Origin of the sequence: Ornithinimicrobium sp. F0845 (assembly GCF_023015765.1) — a bacterium.
In the GTDB taxonomy this organism is placed as follows: Bacteria; Actinomycetota; Actinomycetes; order Actinomycetales; family Dermatophilaceae; genus Ornithinicoccus.
Genome location: NZ_JALKAL010000001.1, coordinates 496876 through 514241 on the forward strand (window position 1 = coordinate 496876; position 17366 = coordinate 514241).

At 68.1% G+C, this 17366-nt stretch carries 30 protein-coding genes; 28 read left to right on the plus strand and 2 right to left on the minus strand.

What is annotated here, in order from left to right; genetic code table 11:
- From rplV to MWU75_RS02375, 28 genes are all read left to right on the plus strand, one after another.
- Window positions 1-363 (plus strand): 50S ribosomal protein L22, encoded by a 363-nt coding sequence (rplV, locus tag MWU75_RS02240; protein ID WP_247087924.1) that lies wholly within the window; start codon window positions 1-3, stop codon window positions 361-363.
- Window positions 363-1196 carry a 30S ribosomal protein S3 gene (rpsC, locus tag MWU75_RS02245; protein ID WP_247087925.1) on the plus strand — a complete coding sequence of 278 codons (834 nt, stop codon included), beginning with the start codon at window positions 363-365 and terminating at the stop codon, window positions 1194-1196. Before rplV ends, rpsC begins: the two co-directional genes overlap by 1 nt.
- Window positions 1196-1615, plus strand: a complete 420-nt coding sequence (rplP, locus tag MWU75_RS02250; RefSeq protein WP_247087926.1) for a 50S ribosomal protein L16 — start codon at window positions 1196-1198, stop codon at window positions 1613-1615. Before rpsC ends, rplP begins: the two co-directional genes overlap by 1 nt.
- Entirely contained in the window at window positions 1615-1896 is a 282-nt protein-coding gene (gene rpmC, locus MWU75_RS02255) for a 50S ribosomal protein L29 (RefSeq protein WP_247087927.1), read from the plus strand. Before rplP ends, rpmC begins: the two co-directional genes overlap by 1 nt.
- 2 nt (window positions 1897-1898) lie before the next feature.
- Window positions 1899-2189 carry a 30S ribosomal protein S17 gene (gene rpsQ / locus MWU75_RS02260; protein WP_247087928.1) on the plus strand — a complete coding sequence of 97 codons (291 nt, stop codon included), beginning with the start codon at window positions 1899-1901 and terminating at the stop codon, window positions 2187-2189.
- A 79-nt stretch (window positions 2190-2268) separates the two neighbouring features.
- A complete protein-coding gene (gene rplN / locus MWU75_RS02265; protein ID WP_247087929.1) occupies window positions 2269-2637 on the plus strand; it encodes a 50S ribosomal protein L14 in 369 nt (122 codons plus the stop codon).
- Window positions 2638-2639: 2 nt separating this feature from the next.
- Window positions 2640-3002: a 50S ribosomal protein L24 gene (gene rplX, locus MWU75_RS02270; protein WP_247087930.1), complete on the plus strand. Its 363-nt coding sequence runs from the start codon at window positions 2640-2642 to the stop codon at window positions 3000-3002.
- On the plus strand, window positions 3002-3577 hold the full coding sequence (gene rplE / locus MWU75_RS02275) for a 50S ribosomal protein L5 (RefSeq protein ID WP_247087931.1): 576 nt from the start codon (window positions 3002-3004) through the stop codon (window positions 3575-3577). The genes rplX and rplE overlap by 1 nt, the downstream gene beginning before the upstream one ends.
- Window positions 3578-3580: 3 nt before the next feature.
- A complete protein-coding gene (locus MWU75_RS02280; RefSeq protein ID WP_143782484.1) occupies window positions 3581-3766 on the plus strand; it encodes a type Z 30S ribosomal protein S14 in 186 nt (61 codons plus the stop codon).
- Window positions 3767-3860: 94 nt separating this feature from the next.
- Window positions 3861-4259, plus strand: coding sequence for a 30S ribosomal protein S8 (rpsH, locus tag MWU75_RS02285; protein ID WP_143782485.1), 399 nt, complete (start codon window positions 3861-3863; stop codon window positions 4257-4259).
- A gap of 17 nt (window positions 4260-4276) precedes the next feature.
- Window positions 4277-4816 (plus strand): 50S ribosomal protein L6, encoded by a 540-nt coding sequence (gene rplF, locus MWU75_RS02290; protein ID WP_247087932.1) that lies wholly within the window; start codon window positions 4277-4279, stop codon window positions 4814-4816.
- A 3-nt stretch (window positions 4817-4819) separates the two neighbouring features.
- The gene (gene rplR, locus MWU75_RS02295; protein ID WP_281496641.1) at window positions 4820-5194 is read left to right on the plus strand and encodes a 50S ribosomal protein L18; all 375 of its coding nucleotides are present in this window, start codon (window positions 4820-4822) and stop codon (window positions 5192-5194) included.
- Between the two features lie 34 nt (window positions 5195-5228).
- Window positions 5229-5870: a 30S ribosomal protein S5 gene (gene rpsE / locus MWU75_RS02300; protein ID WP_281496642.1), complete on the plus strand. Its 642-nt coding sequence runs from the start codon at window positions 5229-5231 to the stop codon at window positions 5868-5870.
- Entirely contained in the window at window positions 5870-6052 is a 183-nt protein-coding gene (rpmD, locus tag MWU75_RS02305) for a 50S ribosomal protein L30 (protein ID WP_247087933.1), read from the plus strand. The genes rpsE and rpmD overlap by 1 nt, the downstream gene beginning before the upstream one ends.
- A gap of 2 nt (window positions 6053-6054) precedes the next feature.
- Window positions 6055-6531, plus strand: coding sequence for a 50S ribosomal protein L15 (gene rplO / locus MWU75_RS02310; RefSeq protein ID WP_247087934.1), 477 nt, complete (start codon window positions 6055-6057; stop codon window positions 6529-6531).
- A gap of 187 nt (window positions 6532-6718) precedes the next feature.
- Window positions 6719-8044: a preprotein translocase subunit SecY gene (gene secY, locus MWU75_RS02315; RefSeq protein ID WP_247087935.1), complete on the plus strand. Its 1326-nt coding sequence runs from the start codon at window positions 6719-6721 to the stop codon at window positions 8042-8044.
- Window positions 8044-8637, plus strand: coding sequence for an adenylate kinase (locus tag MWU75_RS02320; RefSeq protein ID WP_247087936.1), 594 nt, complete (start codon window positions 8044-8046; stop codon window positions 8635-8637). The genes secY and MWU75_RS02320 overlap by 1 nt, the downstream gene beginning before the upstream one ends.
- A 3-nt stretch (window positions 8638-8640) precedes the next feature.
- Window positions 8641-9528, plus strand: coding sequence for a type I methionyl aminopeptidase (map, locus tag MWU75_RS02325; protein ID WP_247087937.1), 888 nt, complete (start codon window positions 8641-8643; stop codon window positions 9526-9528).
- Between the two features lie 202 nt (window positions 9529-9730).
- On the plus strand, window positions 9731-9952 hold the full coding sequence (gene infA / locus MWU75_RS02330; RefSeq protein ID WP_247087938.1) for a translation initiation factor IF-1: 222 nt from the start codon (window positions 9731-9733) through the stop codon (window positions 9950-9952).
- Window positions 9953-10019: 67 nt separating this feature from the next.
- The gene (gene rpmJ / locus MWU75_RS02335; RefSeq protein ID WP_006592630.1) at window positions 10020-10133 is read left to right on the plus strand and encodes a 50S ribosomal protein L36; all 114 of its coding nucleotides are present in this window, start codon (window positions 10020-10022) and stop codon (window positions 10131-10133) included.
- Between the two features lie 217 nt (window positions 10134-10350).
- On the plus strand, window positions 10351-10728 hold the full coding sequence (gene rpsM, locus MWU75_RS02340) for a 30S ribosomal protein S13 (RefSeq protein ID WP_247087939.1): 378 nt from the start codon (window positions 10351-10353) through the stop codon (window positions 10726-10728).
- A 98-nt stretch (window positions 10729-10826) separates the two neighbouring features.
- Window positions 10827-11234 (plus strand): 30S ribosomal protein S11, encoded by a 408-nt coding sequence (gene rpsK, locus MWU75_RS02345; protein WP_247087940.1) that lies wholly within the window; start codon window positions 10827-10829, stop codon window positions 11232-11234.
- A 28-nt stretch (window positions 11235-11262) separates the two neighbouring features.
- The gene (gene rpsD, locus MWU75_RS02350; RefSeq protein ID WP_247087941.1) at window positions 11263-11871 is read left to right on the plus strand and encodes a 30S ribosomal protein S4; all 609 of its coding nucleotides are present in this window, start codon (window positions 11263-11265) and stop codon (window positions 11869-11871) included.
- A gap of 241 nt (window positions 11872-12112) precedes the next feature.
- Window positions 12113-13135 carry a DNA-directed RNA polymerase subunit alpha gene (locus MWU75_RS02355; protein WP_247087942.1) on the plus strand — a complete coding sequence of 341 codons (1023 nt, stop codon included), beginning with the start codon at window positions 12113-12115 and terminating at the stop codon, window positions 13133-13135.
- Between the two features lie 23 nt (window positions 13136-13158).
- The gene (rplQ, locus tag MWU75_RS02360; RefSeq protein WP_247087943.1) at window positions 13159-13794 is read left to right on the plus strand and encodes a 50S ribosomal protein L17; all 636 of its coding nucleotides are present in this window, start codon (window positions 13159-13161) and stop codon (window positions 13792-13794) included.
- A 152-nt stretch (window positions 13795-13946) separates the two neighbouring features.
- Window positions 13947-14777: a tRNA pseudouridine(38-40) synthase TruA gene (truA, locus tag MWU75_RS02365; protein WP_247087944.1), complete on the plus strand. Its 831-nt coding sequence runs from the start codon at window positions 13947-13949 to the stop codon at window positions 14775-14777.
- 67 nt (window positions 14778-14844) lie between these two features.
- Window positions 14845-15498 carry a hypothetical protein gene (locus tag MWU75_RS02370; protein WP_247087945.1) on the plus strand — a complete coding sequence of 218 codons (654 nt, stop codon included), beginning with the start codon at window positions 14845-14847 and terminating at the stop codon, window positions 15496-15498.
- A gap of 49 nt (window positions 15499-15547) precedes the next feature.
- Window positions 15548-15871 carry a TraR/DksA C4-type zinc finger protein gene (locus MWU75_RS02375; RefSeq protein WP_247087947.1) on the plus strand — a complete coding sequence of 108 codons (324 nt, stop codon included), beginning with the start codon at window positions 15548-15550 and terminating at the stop codon, window positions 15869-15871.
- Window positions 15872-15896: 25 nt separating this feature from the next.
- Here the strand turns inward: MWU75_RS02375 and MWU75_RS02380 are convergent, their stop codons facing one another.
- Both MWU75_RS02380 and MWU75_RS02385 read right to left on the minus strand, forming a co-directional pair.
- Window positions 15897-16331, minus strand: coding sequence for a cupin domain-containing protein (locus tag MWU75_RS02380; RefSeq protein ID WP_247087948.1), 435 nt, complete (start codon window positions 16329-16331; stop codon window positions 15897-15899).
- 122 nt (window positions 16332-16453) lie between these two features.
- A complete protein-coding gene (locus tag MWU75_RS02385; protein ID WP_247087950.1) occupies window positions 16454-17239 on the minus strand; it encodes a DUF305 domain-containing protein in 786 nt (261 codons plus the stop codon).
- Between the last annotated feature and the right edge of the window lie 127 nt (window positions 17240-17366).

Below are 17366 nucleotides of genomic sequence, written 5' to 3' on the forward strand. Positions count from 1 at the left end.
ATGGAAGCCAGGGCACAGGCGCGGTTCGTCCGCGTCACCCCGCAGAAGGCTCGCCGTGTCGTGGACATGATCCGCGGCAAGTCGGCCGACGAGGCCATCGCGGTCCTGCGGTTCGCGCCGCAGGGCGCGAGCGAGCCAGTGCTGAAGGTGCTGAACAGCGCCATCGCCAACGCCCGCTACGCCGCCGAGCAGACGGCCCAGCCGTTCGACGAGCACCAGCTCGTCGTGACCGCGGCCTTCGTCGACGAGGGCCCGACCATGAAGCGGTTCCGTCCGCGCGCCCAGGGCCGCGCCAGCCGCATCCTCAAGCGCACCAGCCACATCACCGTGCTGGTGGGCGAGAAGCAGGGAGGTGCCCGCTAATGGGGCAGAAGATCAACCCCAACGGCTACCGCCTGGGGATCACCACGGACCACCGCAGCCGCTGGTTCGCCGACTCGACCAAGCCGGGTCAGCGCTACCGCGACTACGTCAAGGAGGATGTGGCGATCCGCAACCTCATGTCGACCGGTATGGACCGGGCCGGCATCAGCAAGGTCGAGATCGAGCGGACCCGCGACCGGGTGCGGGTGGACATCCACACCGCCCGTCCGGGCATCGTCATCGGCCGCCGCGGCGCCGAGGCCGACCGCATCCGCGGTGAGCTCGAGAAGCTCACCGGCAAGCAGGTCCAGCTGAACATCCTCGAGGTCAAGAACCCCGAGGTCGACGCTCAGCTCGTGGCCCAGGGGATCGCCGAGCAGCTCGCTGCCCGCGTCACCTTCCGTCGCGCGATGCGCAAGGGCATGCAGTCCGCCCTGCGCGCCGGTGCCAAGGGCATCCGGATCCAGTGCTCCGGTCGTCTCGGCGGCGCCGAGATGTCCCGCTCGGAGTTCTACCGCGAGGGCCGCGTCCCGCTGCACACGCTGCGCGCGAACATCGACTACGGCTTCTACGAGGCCCGCACGACGTTCGGTCGCATCGGCGTCAAGGTGTGGATCTACAAGGGCGACATGACGGCCAAGGAGCTCGCCCGCGAGCAGGCCGCCGCCCCGTCCCGTGGCCCGGGTCGCCCGCGCCGCGACGACCGTCCGGGTCGTGGCCCGCGTCGCGGTGACCGCCGCGACAACGCCGCCACCGAGTCCGGTGCGGCCGAGGCGCCCGCCGAGGCTCCGGCCGCCGAGACCCCGGCTAGTTCTGAGGGAGAGCAGTCCTGATGTTGATTCCACGTCGAGTCAAGCACCGTAAGCAGCACCACCCCGGTCGGAGTGGCGCTGCCAAGGGCGGCACCGCGATCGCTTTCGGTGACTACGGCATCCAGGCCCTGGAGCCCGCCTACGTCACGAACCGTCAGATCGAGTCCGCTCGTATCGCGATGACCCGCTTCATCAAGCGTGGCGGAAAGGTCTGGATCAACATCTACCCGGACCGTCCGCTGACCAAGAAGCCCGCTGAGACCCGCATGGGTTCGGGTAAGGGCTCGCCGGAGTGGTGGGTCGCCAACGTCAAGCCGGGTCGCGTCATGTTCGAGCTGTCCGGTGTCGAGGAGGACGTCGCCCGCGAGGCGATGCGCCTGGCAATGCACAAGCTGCCGATGAAGTGCCGCTTCATCGCACGTGAGGGTGGTGACATCTGATGGCGGTCGGAAGCAAGGACCTGACCCCGGAGCAGCTGCGCGGCCTGGAGGCCGGCGCGCTCGCCGACGCACTGGCGACGGCCAAGCGAGAGCTGTTCAACCTGCGGTTCCAGTCGGCCACGGGCCAGCTGGAGAGCCACGGTCGCCTGCGTGCGGTCCGCAAGGACATCGCCCGCATCTACACCGAGATGAACGAGCGCAAGCTCGGCATCGGCCGTGAGCCCGAGGCTGCCGCCGAGGAGACCACGACCGAGGAGACCACGAAGGAGAAGGTGGGCTGACGATGAGCGAAACCATCGAGAACCCCGACGCCGGCACCGCCGCGCGCAACGACCGCAAGACCCGTCAGGGCTACGTGGTCAGCGACAAGATGGACAAGACCGTCGTCGTCTCGGTCGAGGACCGGGTCAAGCACGCCCTCTACGGCAAGGTCATGCGCAAGAACAGCAAGGTGAAGGCGCACGACGAGGAGAACGCTGCCGGCATCGGTGACCGCGTCCTCATCATGGAGACCCGTCCGCTGTCCGCGACCAAGCGGTGGCGCGTCGTGGAGATCCTCGAGAAGGCCAAGTAAGAACCATTCATCCACAACGTTCGGCAAGGCTCACCCGGAACTCCGGGGGGAGAACCGGCTCGACGACAGGAGTTCGACAGTGATCCAGCAGGAGTCGCGACTGCGTGTCGCGGACAACACCGGTGCGAAGGAGATCCTCTGCATCCGCGTGCTCGGTGGTTCCGGCCGCCGCTACGCGGGCGTCGGGGACACCATCGTGGCCGCGGTCAAGGACGCCATCCCCGGTGGAAACGTGAAGAAGGGTGACGTCGTCAAGGCCGTCATCGTTCGCACCAAGAAGGAGCGTCGTCGTCCGGACGGCTCCTACATCAAGTTCGACGAGAACGCCGCCGTGATCCTCAAGGCCGACGGCGACCCTCGTGGCACCCGCATCTTCGGCCCGGTCGGCCGTGAGCTGCGCGACAAGCGGTACATGAAGATCGTGTCGCTGGCACCGGAGGTGATCTGAGGATGGCGAGGATTCGCATCAAGAAGAACGACCTGGTGCAGGTCATCAGCGGCCGCACCCAGGCCAAGGGTGGGGACCGTGGCAAGCAGGGACGTGTCATTGCCGTGTACCCCGAGACCAACCGGGTGCTCGTCGAGGGCATCAACCGCGTCACCAAGCACACCAAGGCTGGTGACAACCAGGGTGTGAACACCGGCGGCATCCAGGTCGTCGAGGCCCCGATCCACGTGAGCAACGTGGCCGTCGTGGACCCCGAGACCAAGAAGCCGACCCGGATCCGCACCCGCGTCGAGAGCGTCGAGCGCGACGGCCGGACCAAGCAGCAGCGCACCCGCGTGTCCGTGCGCTCGGGTAAGGACCTGTGATGACGACCGAGACCACCACCGCCGAGCGGACCGCGCCGCGCCTGAAGCAGCGCTACGCCGACGAGATCAAGCCGGCCCTGCTCACCGAGTTCGGCTACGGCAACCCGATGCAGGTCCCCGGGATCGTCAAGATCACGGTGAACATGGGCGTCGGCGAGGCGGCCCGCGACAGCAAGCTCATCGAGGGCGCCATCAAGGACCTGGCCACGATCACCGGTCAGAAGCCGGCCGTGACCCGGGCCCGCAAGTCCATCGCCCAGTTCAAGCTGCGTGAGGGGATGCCGATCGGCGCCCACGTCACGCTGCGCGGCGACCGCATGTGGGAGTTCCTGGACCGCCTGCTGTCCCTGGCGCTGCCCCGGATCCGCGACTTCCGTGGGCTGTCCCCGAAGCAGTTCGATGGTCGGGGCAACTACACCTTCGGTCTGACCGAGCAGTCGATGTTCCACGAGATCGACCAGGACAAGATCGACCGCGTGCGTGGCATGGACATCACCGTGGTGACCACCGCCACCAACGACGACGAGGGCCGCGCCCTGCTGCGCGCGCTCGGCTTCCCGTTCAAGGAGAACTGACCCGTGGCGAAGACTGCACTTGTCAACAAGGCCAACCGCAAGCCGAAGTTCAAGGTCCGGGGCTACACCCGGTGCCAGCGCTGCGGCCGTCCCCACTCGGTGTACCGCAAGTTCGGCCTGTGCCGGATCTGCCTGCGCGAGATGGCGCACGCGGGCGAGCTGCCCGGCGTCACCAAGTCCAGCTGGTAATCCCGCACCACACTCATCCACGCACTGCTACATCGCAGGTCGGCCGCCCCTCCGGGGCGTGCTGAAACCGCGGTGAGGAAGGGCACGAAGCCCAATGACAATGACCGACCCGATCGCGGACATGCTGACCCGCATCCGGAACGCCAACTCGGCGCACAAGGACCAGGTGAGCATGCCGTTCTCCAAGCTCAAGTCGCACATCGCGGAGATCCTGCAGGCCGAGGGCTACATCGGCGGCTGGTCCGTCGAGGACGCCGAGGTGGGCAAGACCCTGCTGATCGACCTCAAGTACGGCCCCAACCGTGAGCGCTCCATCGCCGGCGTGCGCCGGGTGTCCAAGCCCGGTCTTCGCGTCTACGCCAAGTCCACCGGGATGCCCCGCGTCCTCGGTGGCCTCGGTGTGGCCATCATTTCCACCTCCTCCGGCCTGTTGACCGACAGGCAGGCGGCCCAGAAGGGTGTAGGTGGGGAAGTCCTCGCCTACGTCTGGTGAGAACGGAGGAATAAGACATGTCTCGTATTGGACGACTTCCGGTCACCGTGCCCTCTGGCGTCGAGGTGACCGTCGACGGCAACAACGTCACGGTGAAGGGCCCCAAGGGTCAGCTGGCCCACACGATCGCCGAGCCGATCACGGTGGCGACCGGTGAGGACGGCGCCCTCGAGGTGTCCCGCCCGAACGACGAGCGGGAGTCCCGTGCGCTGCACGGCCTCACGCGCTCCCTCATCGCCAACATGGTCGAGGGCGTCACCAACGGCTACACCAAGAAGCTGGAGATCCACGGCACCGGTTACCGCGTGGTGGCCAAGGGCTCGGACCTCGAGTTCGCCCTGGGCTACTCCCACCCGATCCTGGTGAAGGCCCCCGAGGGCATCACCTTCCAGGTCGAGAACCCCACCCGGTTCGCCGTGTCGGGCATCGACAAGCAGCAGGTCGGCGAGGTGGCTGCAAACATCCGCAAGCTGCGCAAGCCCGACCCCTACAAGGGCAAGGGTGTGCGCTACGAGGGCGAGCACATCCGCCGCAAGGTCGGAAAGGCTGGTAAGTAAGCCATGGCAATGATCGTCAAGCGCTCCAGCAGCAAGCACGCTGCGCGCATCCGCCGGCACACGCGTCTTCGCAAGAAGGTCGTGGGCACCGCCGAGCGTCCCCGCCTGGTCGTGAACCGCTCCTCGCGCCACGTCTTCGTCCAGCTGGTCGACGACGACACGAGCAAGACGCTCGCGTCCGCGTCCACCATGGAGGCCGACCTGCGTGCGATGGAGGGCGACAAGACCGCCAAGGCCAAGCGGGTCGGCGAGCTGCTCGCCGAGCGCGCCAAGGCCGCCGGGGTCGAGGCCGTCGTGTTCGACCGCGGCGGCAACCGCTACGCCGGTCGCGTCGCCGCGATCGCGGACGGTGCACGAGAGGGCGGTCTGTCCCTGTGACCGCGACTAACCTGAACGAGAAGAGGACCGTCTGATGGCTGACAACCAGCGCCGTGGGACCGGTGCCACCAGCGGCACCGACAACACCTCCGACCGTCGCGGACGCGGCGGCCGGGACAACCGAGACCGTGACAACCGTCGCGGCGGGCGTGACGACGAGCGCAACCAGTACATGGAGCGCGTCGTCACGATCAACCGAGTGGCCAAGGTCGTCAAGGGTGGCCGCCGCTTCAGCTTCACCGCGCTCGTCGTGGTGGGTGACGGCGACGGCACCGTGGGCGTCGGCTACGGCAAGGCCAAGGAGGTGCCCGCGGCGATCGCCAAGGGTGTCGAGGAGGCCAAGAAGAACTTCTTCCGCGTCCCCCGCATCGCCGGCACCATCCCGCACCCCGTGCAGGGTGAGACCGCCGCGGGCGTCGTGATGCTGCGTCCGGCCAGCCCGGGTACCGGTGTCATCGCCGGTGGTCCGGTGCGTGCGGTCTTGGAGTGCGCGGGCATCCACGACGTGCTCAGCAAGTCGCTGGGTTCGGACAACTCGATCAACGTCGTGCACGCCGCAGTGCAGGCGCTGAAGGAGCTCGAGCCGCCGGAGGCTGTCGCCGCTCGTCGCGGCCTGCCCCTGGAGCACGTCGCCCCGGCAGCGATGCTGAAGGCGCGCGCAGAGGCAGGTGCCTGATGGCTTCGCTGAAGGTGACCCAGATCAAGTCCGAGATCGGTGGCAAGCACATGCACCGCGAGACCCTGCGTTCGCTGGGCCTCAAGCGCATCGGCCACACGGTCGTCAAGGAGGACCGCCCGGAGTTCCGCGGCATGGTCCGCACGGTCGCCCACCTGGTGACCGTCGAGGAGGTTGACTGACGATGGCTGAGACCGTCGACAACGGTGCCGACCGCACCGCCGCACTGAAGGTGCACCACCTGCGACCCGCCCCGGGCGCCAAGACCGCCAAGACCCGCGTGGGTCGTGGTGAGGCATCCAAGGGCAAGACCGCTGGTCGTGGCACCAAGGGCACCAAGGCGCGCTACCAGGTGCCCGAGTCCTTCGAGGGCGGGCAGACGCCGCTGCACATGCGGCTGCCCAAGCTGCGTGGCTTCAAGAACCGGTTCAAGACCACCTACCAGGTCGTGAACCTCGACAAGCTGGCCGAGCTCTACCCGCAGGGTGGCGCCGTGTCCGTCGAGGACCTCGCGTCCAAGGGCGCTGTCCGCAAGGGCCAGCCCGTCAAGGTGTTGGGCACCGGCGAGATCGACGTGGCCGTCCAGGTCACCGGCGTCCGCTTCTCCGGCACCGCCAAGGAGAAGATCGAGGCCGCCGGCGGATCGGTCACCGAGGCCTGACATGCGTCGGCGGCACCAGGGCCTCGTGCCACGTGTCCGCCGGTCGCGTGCCCTGACCCGCATGCCCTGACGAAGCCCCGGAGTGCCACCAGGCACCCGGGGCTTCGTTCGCTCCGCCCCCGGGTGTTATCGTCACCCGGATCACTGCTTGAGCCCGCCGCTGCGGGACCATGGGAGGAAAATCCTCGTGCTTTCCGCGTTCGTGCGCGCCTTCAAGACGCCTGATCTTCGCAAGAAGATCCTCTTCACCCTCGGCATCCTGGCGATCTTCCGCCTGGGCAGCCACATCCCGGCCCCGGGGATCGACTACGGCCTGGTCCAGCGCTGCCAGGACATGGCGCAGTCGACCAACGCCGCCCTCGGGATGATCAACCTGTTCAGCGGTGGCGCACTGCTGCAGCTGTCGATCTTCGCCCTCGGTGTGATGCCCTACATCACCGCGGCGATCATCGTCCAGCTGCTGACCGTGGTCATCCCGCGGTTCGAGGCCCTCAAGAAGGAGGGGCAGGCCGGTCAGACGAAGATGACGCAGTACACCCGCTACCTGACCATCGGCCTGGCGGTGCTGCAGTCCTCCACGCTGATCACGTTCGCACGCAACCCCTCCACCCTCTTCGGCGGGACCTGCTCGACGGTCATGCCGGATGAGTCGATCCCGGTCATCGTGCTCATGGTGCTGACCATGACCGCCGGCACCGGCCTGATCATGTGGCTCGGCGAGCAGATCACCGAGCGCGGCGTCGGCAACGGCATGTCGCTGCTCATCTTCGTGGCGATCGCCGCGGGCTTCCCGAACTCCCTGACCGTGGTGCAGCAGCGCTCGTGGACCACCCTGGCCCTGGTGCTGGTCCTGGGCCTGATCATCATGACGCTGGTCGTCTTCGTCGAGCAGTGCCAGCGCCGGGTCCCGGTGCAGTACGCCAAGCGGATGATCGGGCGCCGGCAGTATGGCGGGACCTCCACCTACATCCCGCTCAAGCTGAACATGGCGAACGTCATCCCCATCATCTTCGCCAGCTCGATCCTGATGCTGCCGACGATGATCGGGCAGTTCAACACCCCGTCGGACGGCAGCGCGCCCCCGGACTGGGTCAACTGGGTCAACCGGCACCTCGGCATGGGCGTCCCCGGCCAGGACACCTCCTGGCTCTACATGACCATCTACACCGCGATGATCATCTTCTTCGCGTTCTTCTACACCAGCGTCACGTTCAACCCCGACGATGTCGCAGACAACATGAAGAAGTACGGCGGGTTCATCCCGGGCATCCGCGCGGGTCGCCCCACCGCGGAGTACCTCGCCTACGTGCTCAACCGGATCACGACCCCGGGCGCCATCTACCTGGCGGTGCTCTCGCTCATCCCGCTGATCGCGTTCAACGTGCTCGGGACCAGTCAGGACTTCCCCTTCGGCGGAGCATCCATCATCATCATCGTGGGTGTCGGACTGCAGACCGTCAAGCAGATCGAGTCCCAGCTCCAGCAGCACGACTACGAAGGGTTCCTCCGCTGATGCGCATGATCATTCTCGGCCCCCCGGGCGCGGGCAAGGGCACGCAGGCCGCCATGATCGCCGACAACCGAGGCATTCCCGCGATCTCCACCGGTGACATCTTCCGGGCCAACATCAAGAACGAGACCGAGCTCGGGCTGCAGGTCAAGGAGATCCTCGCCAGCGGCGGCTATGTCACCGACGAGACCACCAACGCCATCGTCCGGGACAGGCTCACCCAGCCCGACGCCGCGACCGGCTTCCTGCTGGACGGCTACCCGCGCACGCTCGGCCAGGTCGAGGCGCTCGATGAGATGCTCGCCGACCAGGGTGCAGGACTGGACGTCGTGCTGGAGCTCGTCGTGCAGACCGAGGAGGTCGTGCAGCGTCTGCTGGACCGGGCCCAGGGCCAGGGCCGCGCCGACGACACCGAGGACGTCATCCGGGCGCGGATGGAGAAGTATGCCGAGGAGACCGCTCCGCTGGCCGAGGTGTACAGCACCCGCGGGTTGCTCCGCCAGGTCGACGGCATGGGAACCGTCGAGGAGGTCTCCGCACGGATCCAGGAGGCCCTGGACACCCGCACCAACGGCGTCAACGGCACCCACCTGTAGAGCATGTCCTTCCTGCGGCGACCCAAGATCGAGGCCAAGACCACCGAGCAGATCCTGCTCATGCGGGAGGCCGGTCTGGTTGTCGGGCGCACCCTGGAGCTCATGCGCGGCCACGCGGTCGCCGGCGTCACCACCGGCCAGCTGGATGCCCTGGCCGAGGAGCACATCCGCAGCCTGGACGCCGTGCCCTCCTTCAAGGGCTACCACGGCTTCCCCGGCTCCCTCTGCGTGAGCGTCAACGAGGAGGTCGTGCACGGCATACCGGGGGAGCGGGTGCTGCGCGAGGGTGACCTCGTGTCCATCGACTGCGGCGCGATCTACCAGGGCTGGCACGGAGACGCCGCGATCTCCCTGATCGTCGGTGGCCCCGAGGCCGGACGCCCCGAGGACGTCGCTCTCGTCGAGGACACCGAGGCCGCCATGTGGGCCGGCATCGCCGCCCTGCAGGTCGGTGGTCGGCTGTTCGCGGTCGGCGACGCGGTGGAGGGCAGTGCCGAGGCCGCCCTGGAGCGCCGTCGGGCCGCCGGCCAGGAGCTGACCTACGGCATCCTCGAGGACTACGTCGGGCACGGCATCGGCACGCAGATGCACATGGACCCCAACGTCCCCAACTACTCGGTCTCCTCCAAGGGCCCGACCGTGCCGTCCGGGGCGACCCTGGCCATCGAGCCGATGATCACGCTCGGCACCATCGAGACCACCACCCTCGACGACGACTGGACGGTCATCACCAACGACCGCTCCCGCGCCGCCCACTGGGAGAACACCGTCGCCGTCACCGACGCCGGCCTGTGGGTGCTCACCGCAGTCGATGGTGGTGCGGCCGGAGTGGCCGCCGCCGGGGGTGCCTCCGGGCACGAGCACTGGCAGAGCCGCGCCGCCGCGGGGTAGCCGGCGCACGGCATACTGCCGCTAGCGATTAGTGCTCAGGCGGCCCCTTGGCGTAGACTTGACCCTCGGTCCCCGTCTGGACTCCTTCAGGGATGCCCGGGCACGGACCACGCAGTGCAATCAACCCTTGTGACCGCGACGGAACCAGGGTCGACCCTTGTCGATCCGGGCGCCGCCACGGTTGCTCAGAAATGTGGAGGACATGGCGAAGAAGGAAGGCGTCATTGAGATCGAGGGCACCGTTGTGGAGGCCCTCCCTAACGCGAACTTCCGGGTCGAGCTGACCAACGGTCACGTTGTGCTGGCTCACATCTCCGGCAAGATGCGTCAGCACTACATCCGGATCCTCCCCGAGGACCGGGTTGTCGTGGAGCTCAGCCCGTACGACCTGACCCGCGGACGCATCGTCTTCCGTTACCGCTGACCGGAGCGGGCCCCGGCCCGCACCAGCCAGCATCCACCCACCAGATCCGAAAGACGGCACCAAGAACATGAAGGTTCAGCCGAGCGTCAAGAAGATCTGCGACAAGTGCAAGGTGATCCGCCGCAACGGCCGGGTCATGGTGATCTGCGAGAACCTGCGCCACAAGCAGCGCCAGGGCTGATCACGCCGGGCAGCACCACCGCCCAGCACGAGTCGCGGCTCGACCACGACGACAACTGAAAGCAGTACGCAGCACCCGACCCCCGATATGCGGGACGTCACCCCCGGCGTGGAGGCCGGGGACCGCGGGCCCGTGCTCCTAGGAGCCAGAGCCCACCACAGAGGATGCGGACCGGTGTTGCCCCACGACCTCCACACGAACCCAGGAGAACCGCCACATGGCACGTCTCATCGGTGTCGACCTGCCGCGCGAGAAGCGCGTCGAGGTCGCTCTCACCTACATCTTCGGCGTGGGCCGCACCCGCGCCGACCAGACGCTGGCCGCGACGGGCGTCGACCCGTCCACCCGCGTCAAGGACCTGACGGACGAGCAGCTGGTCCAGCTGCGTGACCACCTCGAGGGCAGCTACCGCCTCGAGGGTGACCTGCGTCGTGAAGTCGCAGCCGACATTCGCCGCAAGGTCGAGATCGGCAGCTACCAGGGCCTGCGGCACCGCCGCGGTCTGCCGGTGCACGGACAGCGCACCAAGACCAACGCCCGCACTCGCAAGGGTCCCAAGCGGACCGTCGCCGGCAAGAAGAAGGCCACCAAGTAGTCACGGTCGGGGGCTCCGCCCCCAACTGCCCCCCGAACGCTCGCTGCGCTCGCGGGCGCGCACGGACCACACACTTGTTCATTCGTCAGGAGATTTGAATGCCCCCCAAGAGCCGTAGTACGGCTGGCGCGCGCAAGGTGCGCCGCAAGGAGAAGAAGAACGTCGCCTACGGGCAGGCTCACATCAAGAGCACGTTCAGCAACACCATCATCTCGATCACCGACCCCACCGGTGCCGTGATCTCGTGGGCCTCGTCCGGCCAGGTCGGATTCAAGGGCTCGCGCAAGTCCACCCCGTATGCCGCGCAGATGGCCGCCGAGGCCGCCGCCCGTCGTGCGATGGACCACGGCATGCGCAAGGTCGACGTCTTCGTCAAGGGCCCGGGCTCGGGTCGCGAGACCGCGATCCGCTCGCTCACCGCTGCCGGCCTCGAGGTCGGTGCCATCTCCGATGTCACCCCCCAGGCCCACAACGGTGTGCGTCCGCCCAAGAAGCGTCGAGTCTGAGAACCGGAAGGGAAGGTAAGGAAAGAACATGGCCCGTTACACCGGACCCATCACCAAGAAGTCCCGCCGGCTCAAGGTCGACCTCGTCGGCGGCGACAAGAACTTCGACCTGCGTCCGTTCCCCCCGGGGCAGCACGGCCGTCGCCGCAGCCAGGAGAAGGAGTACCTGACCCAGCTGCAGGAGAAGCAGAAGGCCCGCTTCACCTACGGCGTGATGGAGAAGCAGTTCCGCCGCTACTACGCCGAGGCGGCCCGCCGCCCCGGCCGCACCGGCTCCAACCTGCTGACCATCCTCGAGTCCCGCCTGGACAACGTGATCTACCGCGCCGGCCTGGCCCGGACCCGTCGTGCCGCCCGCCAGCTGGTCACGCACGGTCACTTCGAGGTCAACGGCCAGCGCGTGGACGTCCCGTCCTACCGCGTGGAGCAGTACGACATCATCACGGTCCGCAAGCAGTCCGTCGAGAAGTTCCCGATCGAGCTGGCCCGCCAGACCTTCGGTGACCGCCCGATCCCGGCCTGGATGAAGGTCGTCCCGGGCTCGCTGCAGATCCTGATCCACCAGCTGCCGACCCGTGAGCAGATCGACACGATCCTCACCGAGCAGCTCATCGTCGAGTTGTACTCGAAGAACTAACACCCTGGGGGCTCCGCCCCCAGACCCCCTCGGGACTGCTGGGAGCTCGCTCCGCTCGCACGATCGATGTTCCGCGGAAACCAAAGCTCGCAAGCTCGCTGGTTTCCTCGGGCTCGCTCCGCGAGCGGAGCGCTCCTGGCAGCCTGAGTCCCTCGGCACACAGACAGAGGTATGCCGAGCGCCGGCTTGACCGGCACCTCACCGGGCGTCAAATAGCGGTCGCCCGTGGAAAGGAAAAACCGTGCTCATTGCACAGCGCCCCACCCTGTCCGAGGAGGTCGTCTCCGAGTCCCGGTCGCGGTTCGCGATCGAGCCGCTGGAGCCTGGCTTCGGTTACACCCTCGGCAACTCCCTGCGCCGGACCCTGCTGTCCAGCATCCCCGGCGCCTCGATCACCAGCATCCGCGTCGACGGCGTGCTGCACGAGTTCTCCACCATCCCGGGGGTGAAGGAGGACCTCACCGAGATCATCCTGAACCTGAAGACCCTGGTCGTCTCCAGCGAGCACGACGAGCCGGTCATCATGTACCTGCGCAAGCAGGGGGCGGGCCCGGTCACCGCCGCGGACATCGCGCCGCCGGCCGGTGTCGAGGTGCACAACCCCGACCTGCACATCGCGACGCTGAACGACAGCGGCAAGATCGAGATGGAGCTGACCGTCGAGCGCGGTCGCGGCTATGTCTCCGCGCAGCAGAACAAGTCCGGTGACCAGGAGATCGGCCGCATCCCGGTCGACTCGATCTACTCCCCGGTGCTCGCCGTGACCTACAAGGTCGAGGCGACCCGTGTCGAGCAGCGCACCGACTTCGACCGCCTCGTGCTGGACGTCGAGACCAAGAACTCGATGGCCCCGCGCGACGCGATGGCCTCCGCCGGCAAGACCCTGGTCGAGCTGTTCGGTCTGGCTCGTGAGCTGAACGTCGAGGCCGAGGGCATCGAGATCGGCCCGTCGCCGACCGACGCCGCGCTGGCCTCCGACCTGGCCCTGCCGATCGAGGACCTGGACCTGACCGTCCGGTCCTACAACTGCCTGAAGCGCGAGGGCGTCCACACCGTGGGCGAGCTCGTCAGCCGCAGCGAGGCCGACCTGCTGGACATCCGCAACTTCGGTGCGAAGTCCATCGACGAGGTCAAGGAGAAGCTGGCCGAGATGAACCTGGCCCTCAAGGACAGCCCTCCCGGGTTCGACCCGGCCCAGGCCGACCTGTCCGAGGACCTGGATGACGAGGGCGACGCCAGTTTCGCCGAGGACGAGCAGTACTGATTCCGTTAGAGGAGACCTGAGTTATGCCTACCCCCAGTAAGGGCCCGCGCCTCGGCGGCGGTCCGGCGCACGAGCGCCTGATCCTGTCCAACCTCGCCACCGCCCTCTTCGAGCACGACCGCATCACCACCACCGAGGCCAAGGCCAAGCGGCTGCGTCCGTTCGCCGAGCGCCTGGTGACCTTCGCCAAGCGCGGTGACCTGCACAACCGTCGCCGCGTGCTGGCCATCGTCCGCGACAAGGGCGTGGTGCACCGTCTGTTCACCGAGATCGCGCCGGACATGTCCGAGCGCCAGGGCGGATACACCCGCATCACCAAGATCGCGCCGCGCAAGGGCGACAACGCCCCCATGGCCGTGATCGAGCTGGTCCGCGAGCCGGTCGCCAAGAAGGCCGTCGTCACGCAGGCCGAGGGCGCCACCAAGCGTGCGGCCAAGGACAAGAAGGCTGCCGAGGAGGCCGCGATCACCGACACCGAGCTGGCTGCCGAGGAGCCCACCACCACCGACGCCGCCGAGGTCGACCAGGCCCAGGCTGAGGTGGAGGCCGCTGAGAACGCAGAGGTCACCCCTGCCGCCCCCGCCGAGACCGCTGAGGTCAACGACGAGAGCACCGAGGACACTACCGAGGCTGCCAACACGGTCAAGGACGACGCCTGATCACACCCGTCCCGTGACTGCTCAAGCGGTCCCGTGACCACCGAGCGCCCGCCTCCCCTCCGGGAGGCGGGCGCTCCCCGTTGTGCTGCCACTTGTCCGCTGCACGACACGCGGGCTCGGCCGGGTGTGGGCAGGGCAGGTAGGTTCTGGGGGTGCGCATCCGGATCGACCTGGCCTACGACGGCACCGACTTCTCGGGGTGGGCGGTGCAGCCCGGGCTGCGCACGGTCAAGGGTGTGCTGTCCGCCGGCCTCGGCACGATCCTGCGCACCGACCCGGTCCAGCTGACCGTCGGTGGCCGCACCGACGCGGGGGTGCACGCGCGAGGCTCGGTCGCCCACGCCGACATCGACCCGGACGCCTGGGAAAGGCTCCCCGGCCGGTCCGACCGTCCGCCGCACGAGGCTGCAGTGACCCGACTGGCTGGTGTGCTACCCCCCGACATCGTGGTGCGGGCCGTCACTCCCGTGCCCGACGCCTTCGACGCCCGGTTCTCGGCACTGCGGCGCCGCTACACATACCGGATCTGCGACCGTCCCACGACCCTCGACCCGCTGCGGCGTCGCGACACCGTGCTCCACAAGAAGCCGCTCGACGCCACGTCCATGGACGAGGCCGCCCGAGCCCTGACCGGGCTGCACGACTTCGCCGCCTTCTGCAGGCGCCGCGAGGGTGCGACCACGGTGCGCACCCTCCTGGGTTACTCCTGGGAGAGGGGAGCGGACGGCATACTGATCGGCACTGTCGTCGCCGATGCCTTCTGCCACAGCATGGTCCGCTCGCTCGTCGGGTCCGTGGTCCCGGTCGGGGAGGGGCAGTATGCCGTGGGCTGGCCCCGCGAGATCCTCACCGCCGGCGTGCGGGACCCGCGGGTGACCGTGATGCCGGCCCACGGGTTGTGCCTGGAGGAGATCGTCTACCCGGCGGACGAGGAGCTGGCGGGCCGCGCCGAGCAGGCCAGGGCGACCCGCACGCTGCCCTGAATCTCCGTCGCCGCCTGCTCCCGTGGTGGTTAGGGTTGGAGCAGCACACGAGGAGGGGAGCGCGCAGGTGTGGAGGGCGTGGAGGCGGGAGCGGCAGCTGGCCAAGGTCAAACCCGGTGACGGGAGTGCGCTGAAGCCGCATCGGCTGTGGCACATCCCGACCCGCTCGGTCTTCCGGATCGAGCTGCCGGACGAGGACGGGGTCGAGCACGAGTACTCCGTCGACGTGGACTACTTCGACTGGGACGACACGACCCGCTTCTACCGTGATGGCCGGGAGCAGTTTGTCGCCGAGTCACCCGCCGCCTTCCCGGTGCCCGGAGGGGTGGTCGAGGTGGCGACGGGGACGTTCGGGGTCACCCGGATGCACCACGTCCCCGATGGTGGCGGCGGTGAGCAGGTGCTGCGGCCGGTCCGGAACAGCGGGGAGTACTGGCGGGCGGTCGCGGGTCACCGCTATCCGCGGCTGAGCCGGTGGGTCGGACGGGTCGCGATCGCGGTCCTGGCGGTCGGCCTGGTGTTCTTCGTGCCGCAGCTGCTCGAGCTGGTCACCAGCTGGGACGTGGTGGCCGAGCGGGTCGGCACCTTCACCTCCCCGTTCTCGCTGCCTGGTTGGCTCAGCACGACCCTGTTCGTCGCCGGCATCGCGGCCTCGCTCGAGCGCGCGCTCAGTCTGCGCAACCACTGGCTCCTCGACCTGGACACGTGGCTGCTGGGTTGAGGGGCGGTGCGCCCGGGGCAGGAGTCCGACACGGTGGCAGAGTAGAGAGATGGACGACCAGGAGATCCGGGCGACGCTGAGCGCCAAGGAGGCCGACCTGCTGGAGCAGATGGCCCGCCTGACCCGGCCGGAGCAGGACCAGGGCGCGATCAGTTTCGGCAAACGCGTCGGGGACGGCACGGCGATGGCCGTTGACCGGCTCACCGCGGTGGGGGCGCACGACAACCTTCAGGGCATCCTCGACCAGGTGCGGCGTGCGCAAGCCAAACTCGAGGAAGGCACCTACGGGCGGTGTGACGAGTGCGGCGAGGAGATCCTCGAGGGGCGGCTCGAGGTGCGGCCGTGGTCGACGCACTGCCTTGCGCACAGCTGAGCGCGACCTGGGGTGACGGGCAGGCTCACTCCTCGTTGGGGTCCTTCTCGGCGTCCTCGTGCGTCGGGTGCTCGGTGCCCGGCTCGTGGTCCGGCGGGCCGTAGAGGGCATAGAGCTGCAGCGGCTCGTCGCCGGTGTTGACGACGTTGTGCCAGGTGCCGGCGGGCACCAGGATCACGTCGTCGTCCTCCACGTCCCGGGTGAACGGCAGGTCGTCCTCGGCTGGCCCCATCTCGGTGCGGCCCTTGCCCTTCTCGACGCGCAGGAACTGGTCGTTCTTCTCGTGCACCTCCAGCCCGACGTCGTCCCCGACCGGGATGCTCATCACGGTGAGCTGCAGGTGTTTGCCGGTCCACAGAGTCTTGCGGAACTCGTCGTTGTCCAGGGTCTCCTGCTCGATGTCGACGACATACGGGTCCCCGCCGTGGTCCGTCGCAGTGGTGTAGTCCTTCTCTGCCATGACACAGCCTCCTCGTGGTCCGGTGCCGGGTTCCGGCGCCTTTCGACATTAGGGAGGAAGCCTCATCGCGGCGAGCCGAAACGACGGGTCGGCGCAGGGGCCGCTCAGGGCCGCCGACGACCTCAGCCGGCCTCCAGGCGAGCGCGGATGTCCTCCATCCGGCCGATCTCGGCCCGCTGCTCGGCCGACATCTCGTCACCGATCTCCATCGCGCGAAGGTCGCTCGCCCCCAGGCCGTGCTCATCGAGCATGACCAGGGCCCCGGCGTGGTGGGCGGTCATCAGCTCCAGGAACATCAGGTCGGCCTCCCGGCCGGCTGCAGCACCCAACTCCTGCAGCTGCTCGGGAGATGCCATGCCAGGCATGGTGTGCGTCGAGCCGTTCCCCTGCGTGGCAGCATGTCCGTCGCCATGACCCGTGTCGTGGCCGTCTCCGTGCCCGTCGCCGTGGCCAGCGTGCTCCTCGAGCACCACCGCACCCAGGGCCTCCAGATCGACACCGGCTTCGGCCGCCACAGCCGGCACCGGGTCTCCGTTCTGCGTCAACCAGGTGGCCATAATCTCGATCTCCAGGCCCTGGGCGTCCCGGATGCGGGCCGCGATGACCTGCACCTCGGCATCCTGCAGATCTCCCTCCACCAGGTCGACCATCTCGAGGGCCTGCGCGTGGTGATGGATCATCTCCTGCATGAAGGTCGTGTCCGCGACCGAGGCGGTGGGCGTCTCCACACTGATGTCGCCCGTGACCTGGGCGTTGTCCTCGCCGGGCTTGCCGGGCTGGAGGATGCGGGTTGTCGAGGTCGCCTCGTCGGCGGTCGGTCCCTCATCGGGTGTTGGCTCCCCGCCGGAGCATCCGGCGAGGACAACCACCAGCACGAGGGCGCAGGAGGCCCAACCACGTCGAGTCATGGGCTGTAGCCAATCACGCCGATCGTAAAATTTTGGTCTGGTGTGCTTATGGGTTTTTCCTGATGCCTGTCGGCACGGACGTCCCCTCCCTAGTGTGGCGAAATCACACCACCACTGGTCGACATCG

Bases quoted from the DNA above. Each gene is read 5' to 3' on its own strand.
- rplV (WP_247087924.1), top strand. From the start codon at position 1: ATGGAAGCCAGGGCACAGGCGCGGTTCGTCCGCGTCACCCCGCAGAAG.
- rpsC (WP_247087925.1), top strand. From the start codon at position 363: ATGGGGCAGAAGATCAACCCCAACGGCTACCGCCTGGGGATCACCACG.
- rplP (WP_247087926.1), top strand. From the start codon at position 1,196: ATGTTGATTCCACGTCGAGTCAAGCACCGTAAGCAGCACCACCCCGGT.
- rpmC (WP_247087927.1), top strand. From the start codon at position 1,615: ATGGCGGTCGGAAGCAAGGACCTGACCCCGGAGCAGCTGCGCGGCCTG.
- rpsQ (WP_247087928.1), top strand. From the start codon at position 1,899: ATGAGCGAAACCATCGAGAACCCCGACGCCGGCACCGCCGCGCGCAAC.
- rplX (WP_247087930.1), top strand. From the start codon at position 2,640: ATGGCGAGGATTCGCATCAAGAAGAACGACCTGGTGCAGGTCATCAGC.
- rplE (WP_247087931.1), top strand. From the start codon at position 3,002: ATGACGACCGAGACCACCACCGCCGAGCGGACCGCGCCGCGCCTGAAG.
- rpsH (WP_143782485.1), top strand. From the start codon at position 3,861: ATGACAATGACCGACCCGATCGCGGACATGCTGACCCGCATCCGGAAC.
- rplF (WP_247087932.1), top strand. From the start codon at position 4,277: ATGTCTCGTATTGGACGACTTCCGGTCACCGTGCCCTCTGGCGTCGAG.
- rplR (WP_281496641.1), top strand. From the start codon at position 4,820: ATGGCAATGATCGTCAAGCGCTCCAGCAGCAAGCACGCTGCGCGCATC.
- rpsE (WP_281496642.1), top strand. From the start codon at position 5,229: ATGGCTGACAACCAGCGCCGTGGGACCGGTGCCACCAGCGGCACCGAC.
- rpmD (WP_247087933.1), top strand. From the start codon at position 5,870: ATGGCTTCGCTGAAGGTGACCCAGATCAAGTCCGAGATCGGTGGCAAG.
- rplO (WP_247087934.1), top strand. From the start codon at position 6,055: ATGGCTGAGACCGTCGACAACGGTGCCGACCGCACCGCCGCACTGAAG.
- MWU75_RS02320 (WP_247087936.1), top strand. From the start codon at position 8,044: ATGCGCATGATCATTCTCGGCCCCCCGGGCGCGGGCAAGGGCACGCAG.
- map (WP_247087937.1), top strand. From the start codon at position 8,641: ATGTCCTTCCTGCGGCGACCCAAGATCGAGGCCAAGACCACCGAGCAG.
- infA (WP_247087938.1), top strand. From the start codon at position 9,731: ATGGCGAAGAAGGAAGGCGTCATTGAGATCGAGGGCACCGTTGTGGAG.
- rpmJ (WP_006592630.1), top strand. From the start codon at position 10,020: ATGAAGGTTCAGCCGAGCGTCAAGAAGATCTGCGACAAGTGCAAGGTG.
- rpsM (WP_247087939.1), top strand. From the start codon at position 10,351: ATGGCACGTCTCATCGGTGTCGACCTGCCGCGCGAGAAGCGCGTCGAG.
- rpsK (WP_247087940.1), top strand. From the start codon at position 10,827: ATGCCCCCCAAGAGCCGTAGTACGGCTGGCGCGCGCAAGGTGCGCCGC.
- rpsD (WP_247087941.1), top strand. From the start codon at position 11,263: ATGGCCCGTTACACCGGACCCATCACCAAGAAGTCCCGCCGGCTCAAG.
- rplQ (WP_247087943.1), top strand. From the start codon at position 13,159: ATGCCTACCCCCAGTAAGGGCCCGCGCCTCGGCGGCGGTCCGGCGCAC.
- MWU75_RS02375 (WP_247087947.1), top strand. From the start codon at position 15,548: ATGGACGACCAGGAGATCCGGGCGACGCTGAGCGCCAAGGAGGCCGAC.
- MWU75_RS02380 (WP_247087948.1), bottom strand. From the start codon at position 16,331: ATGGCAGAGAAGGACTACACCACTGCGACGGACCACGGCGGGGACCCG.
- MWU75_RS02385 (WP_247087950.1), bottom strand. From the start codon at position 17,239: ATGACTCGACGTGGTTGGGCCTCCTGCGCCCTCGTGCTGGTGGTTGTC.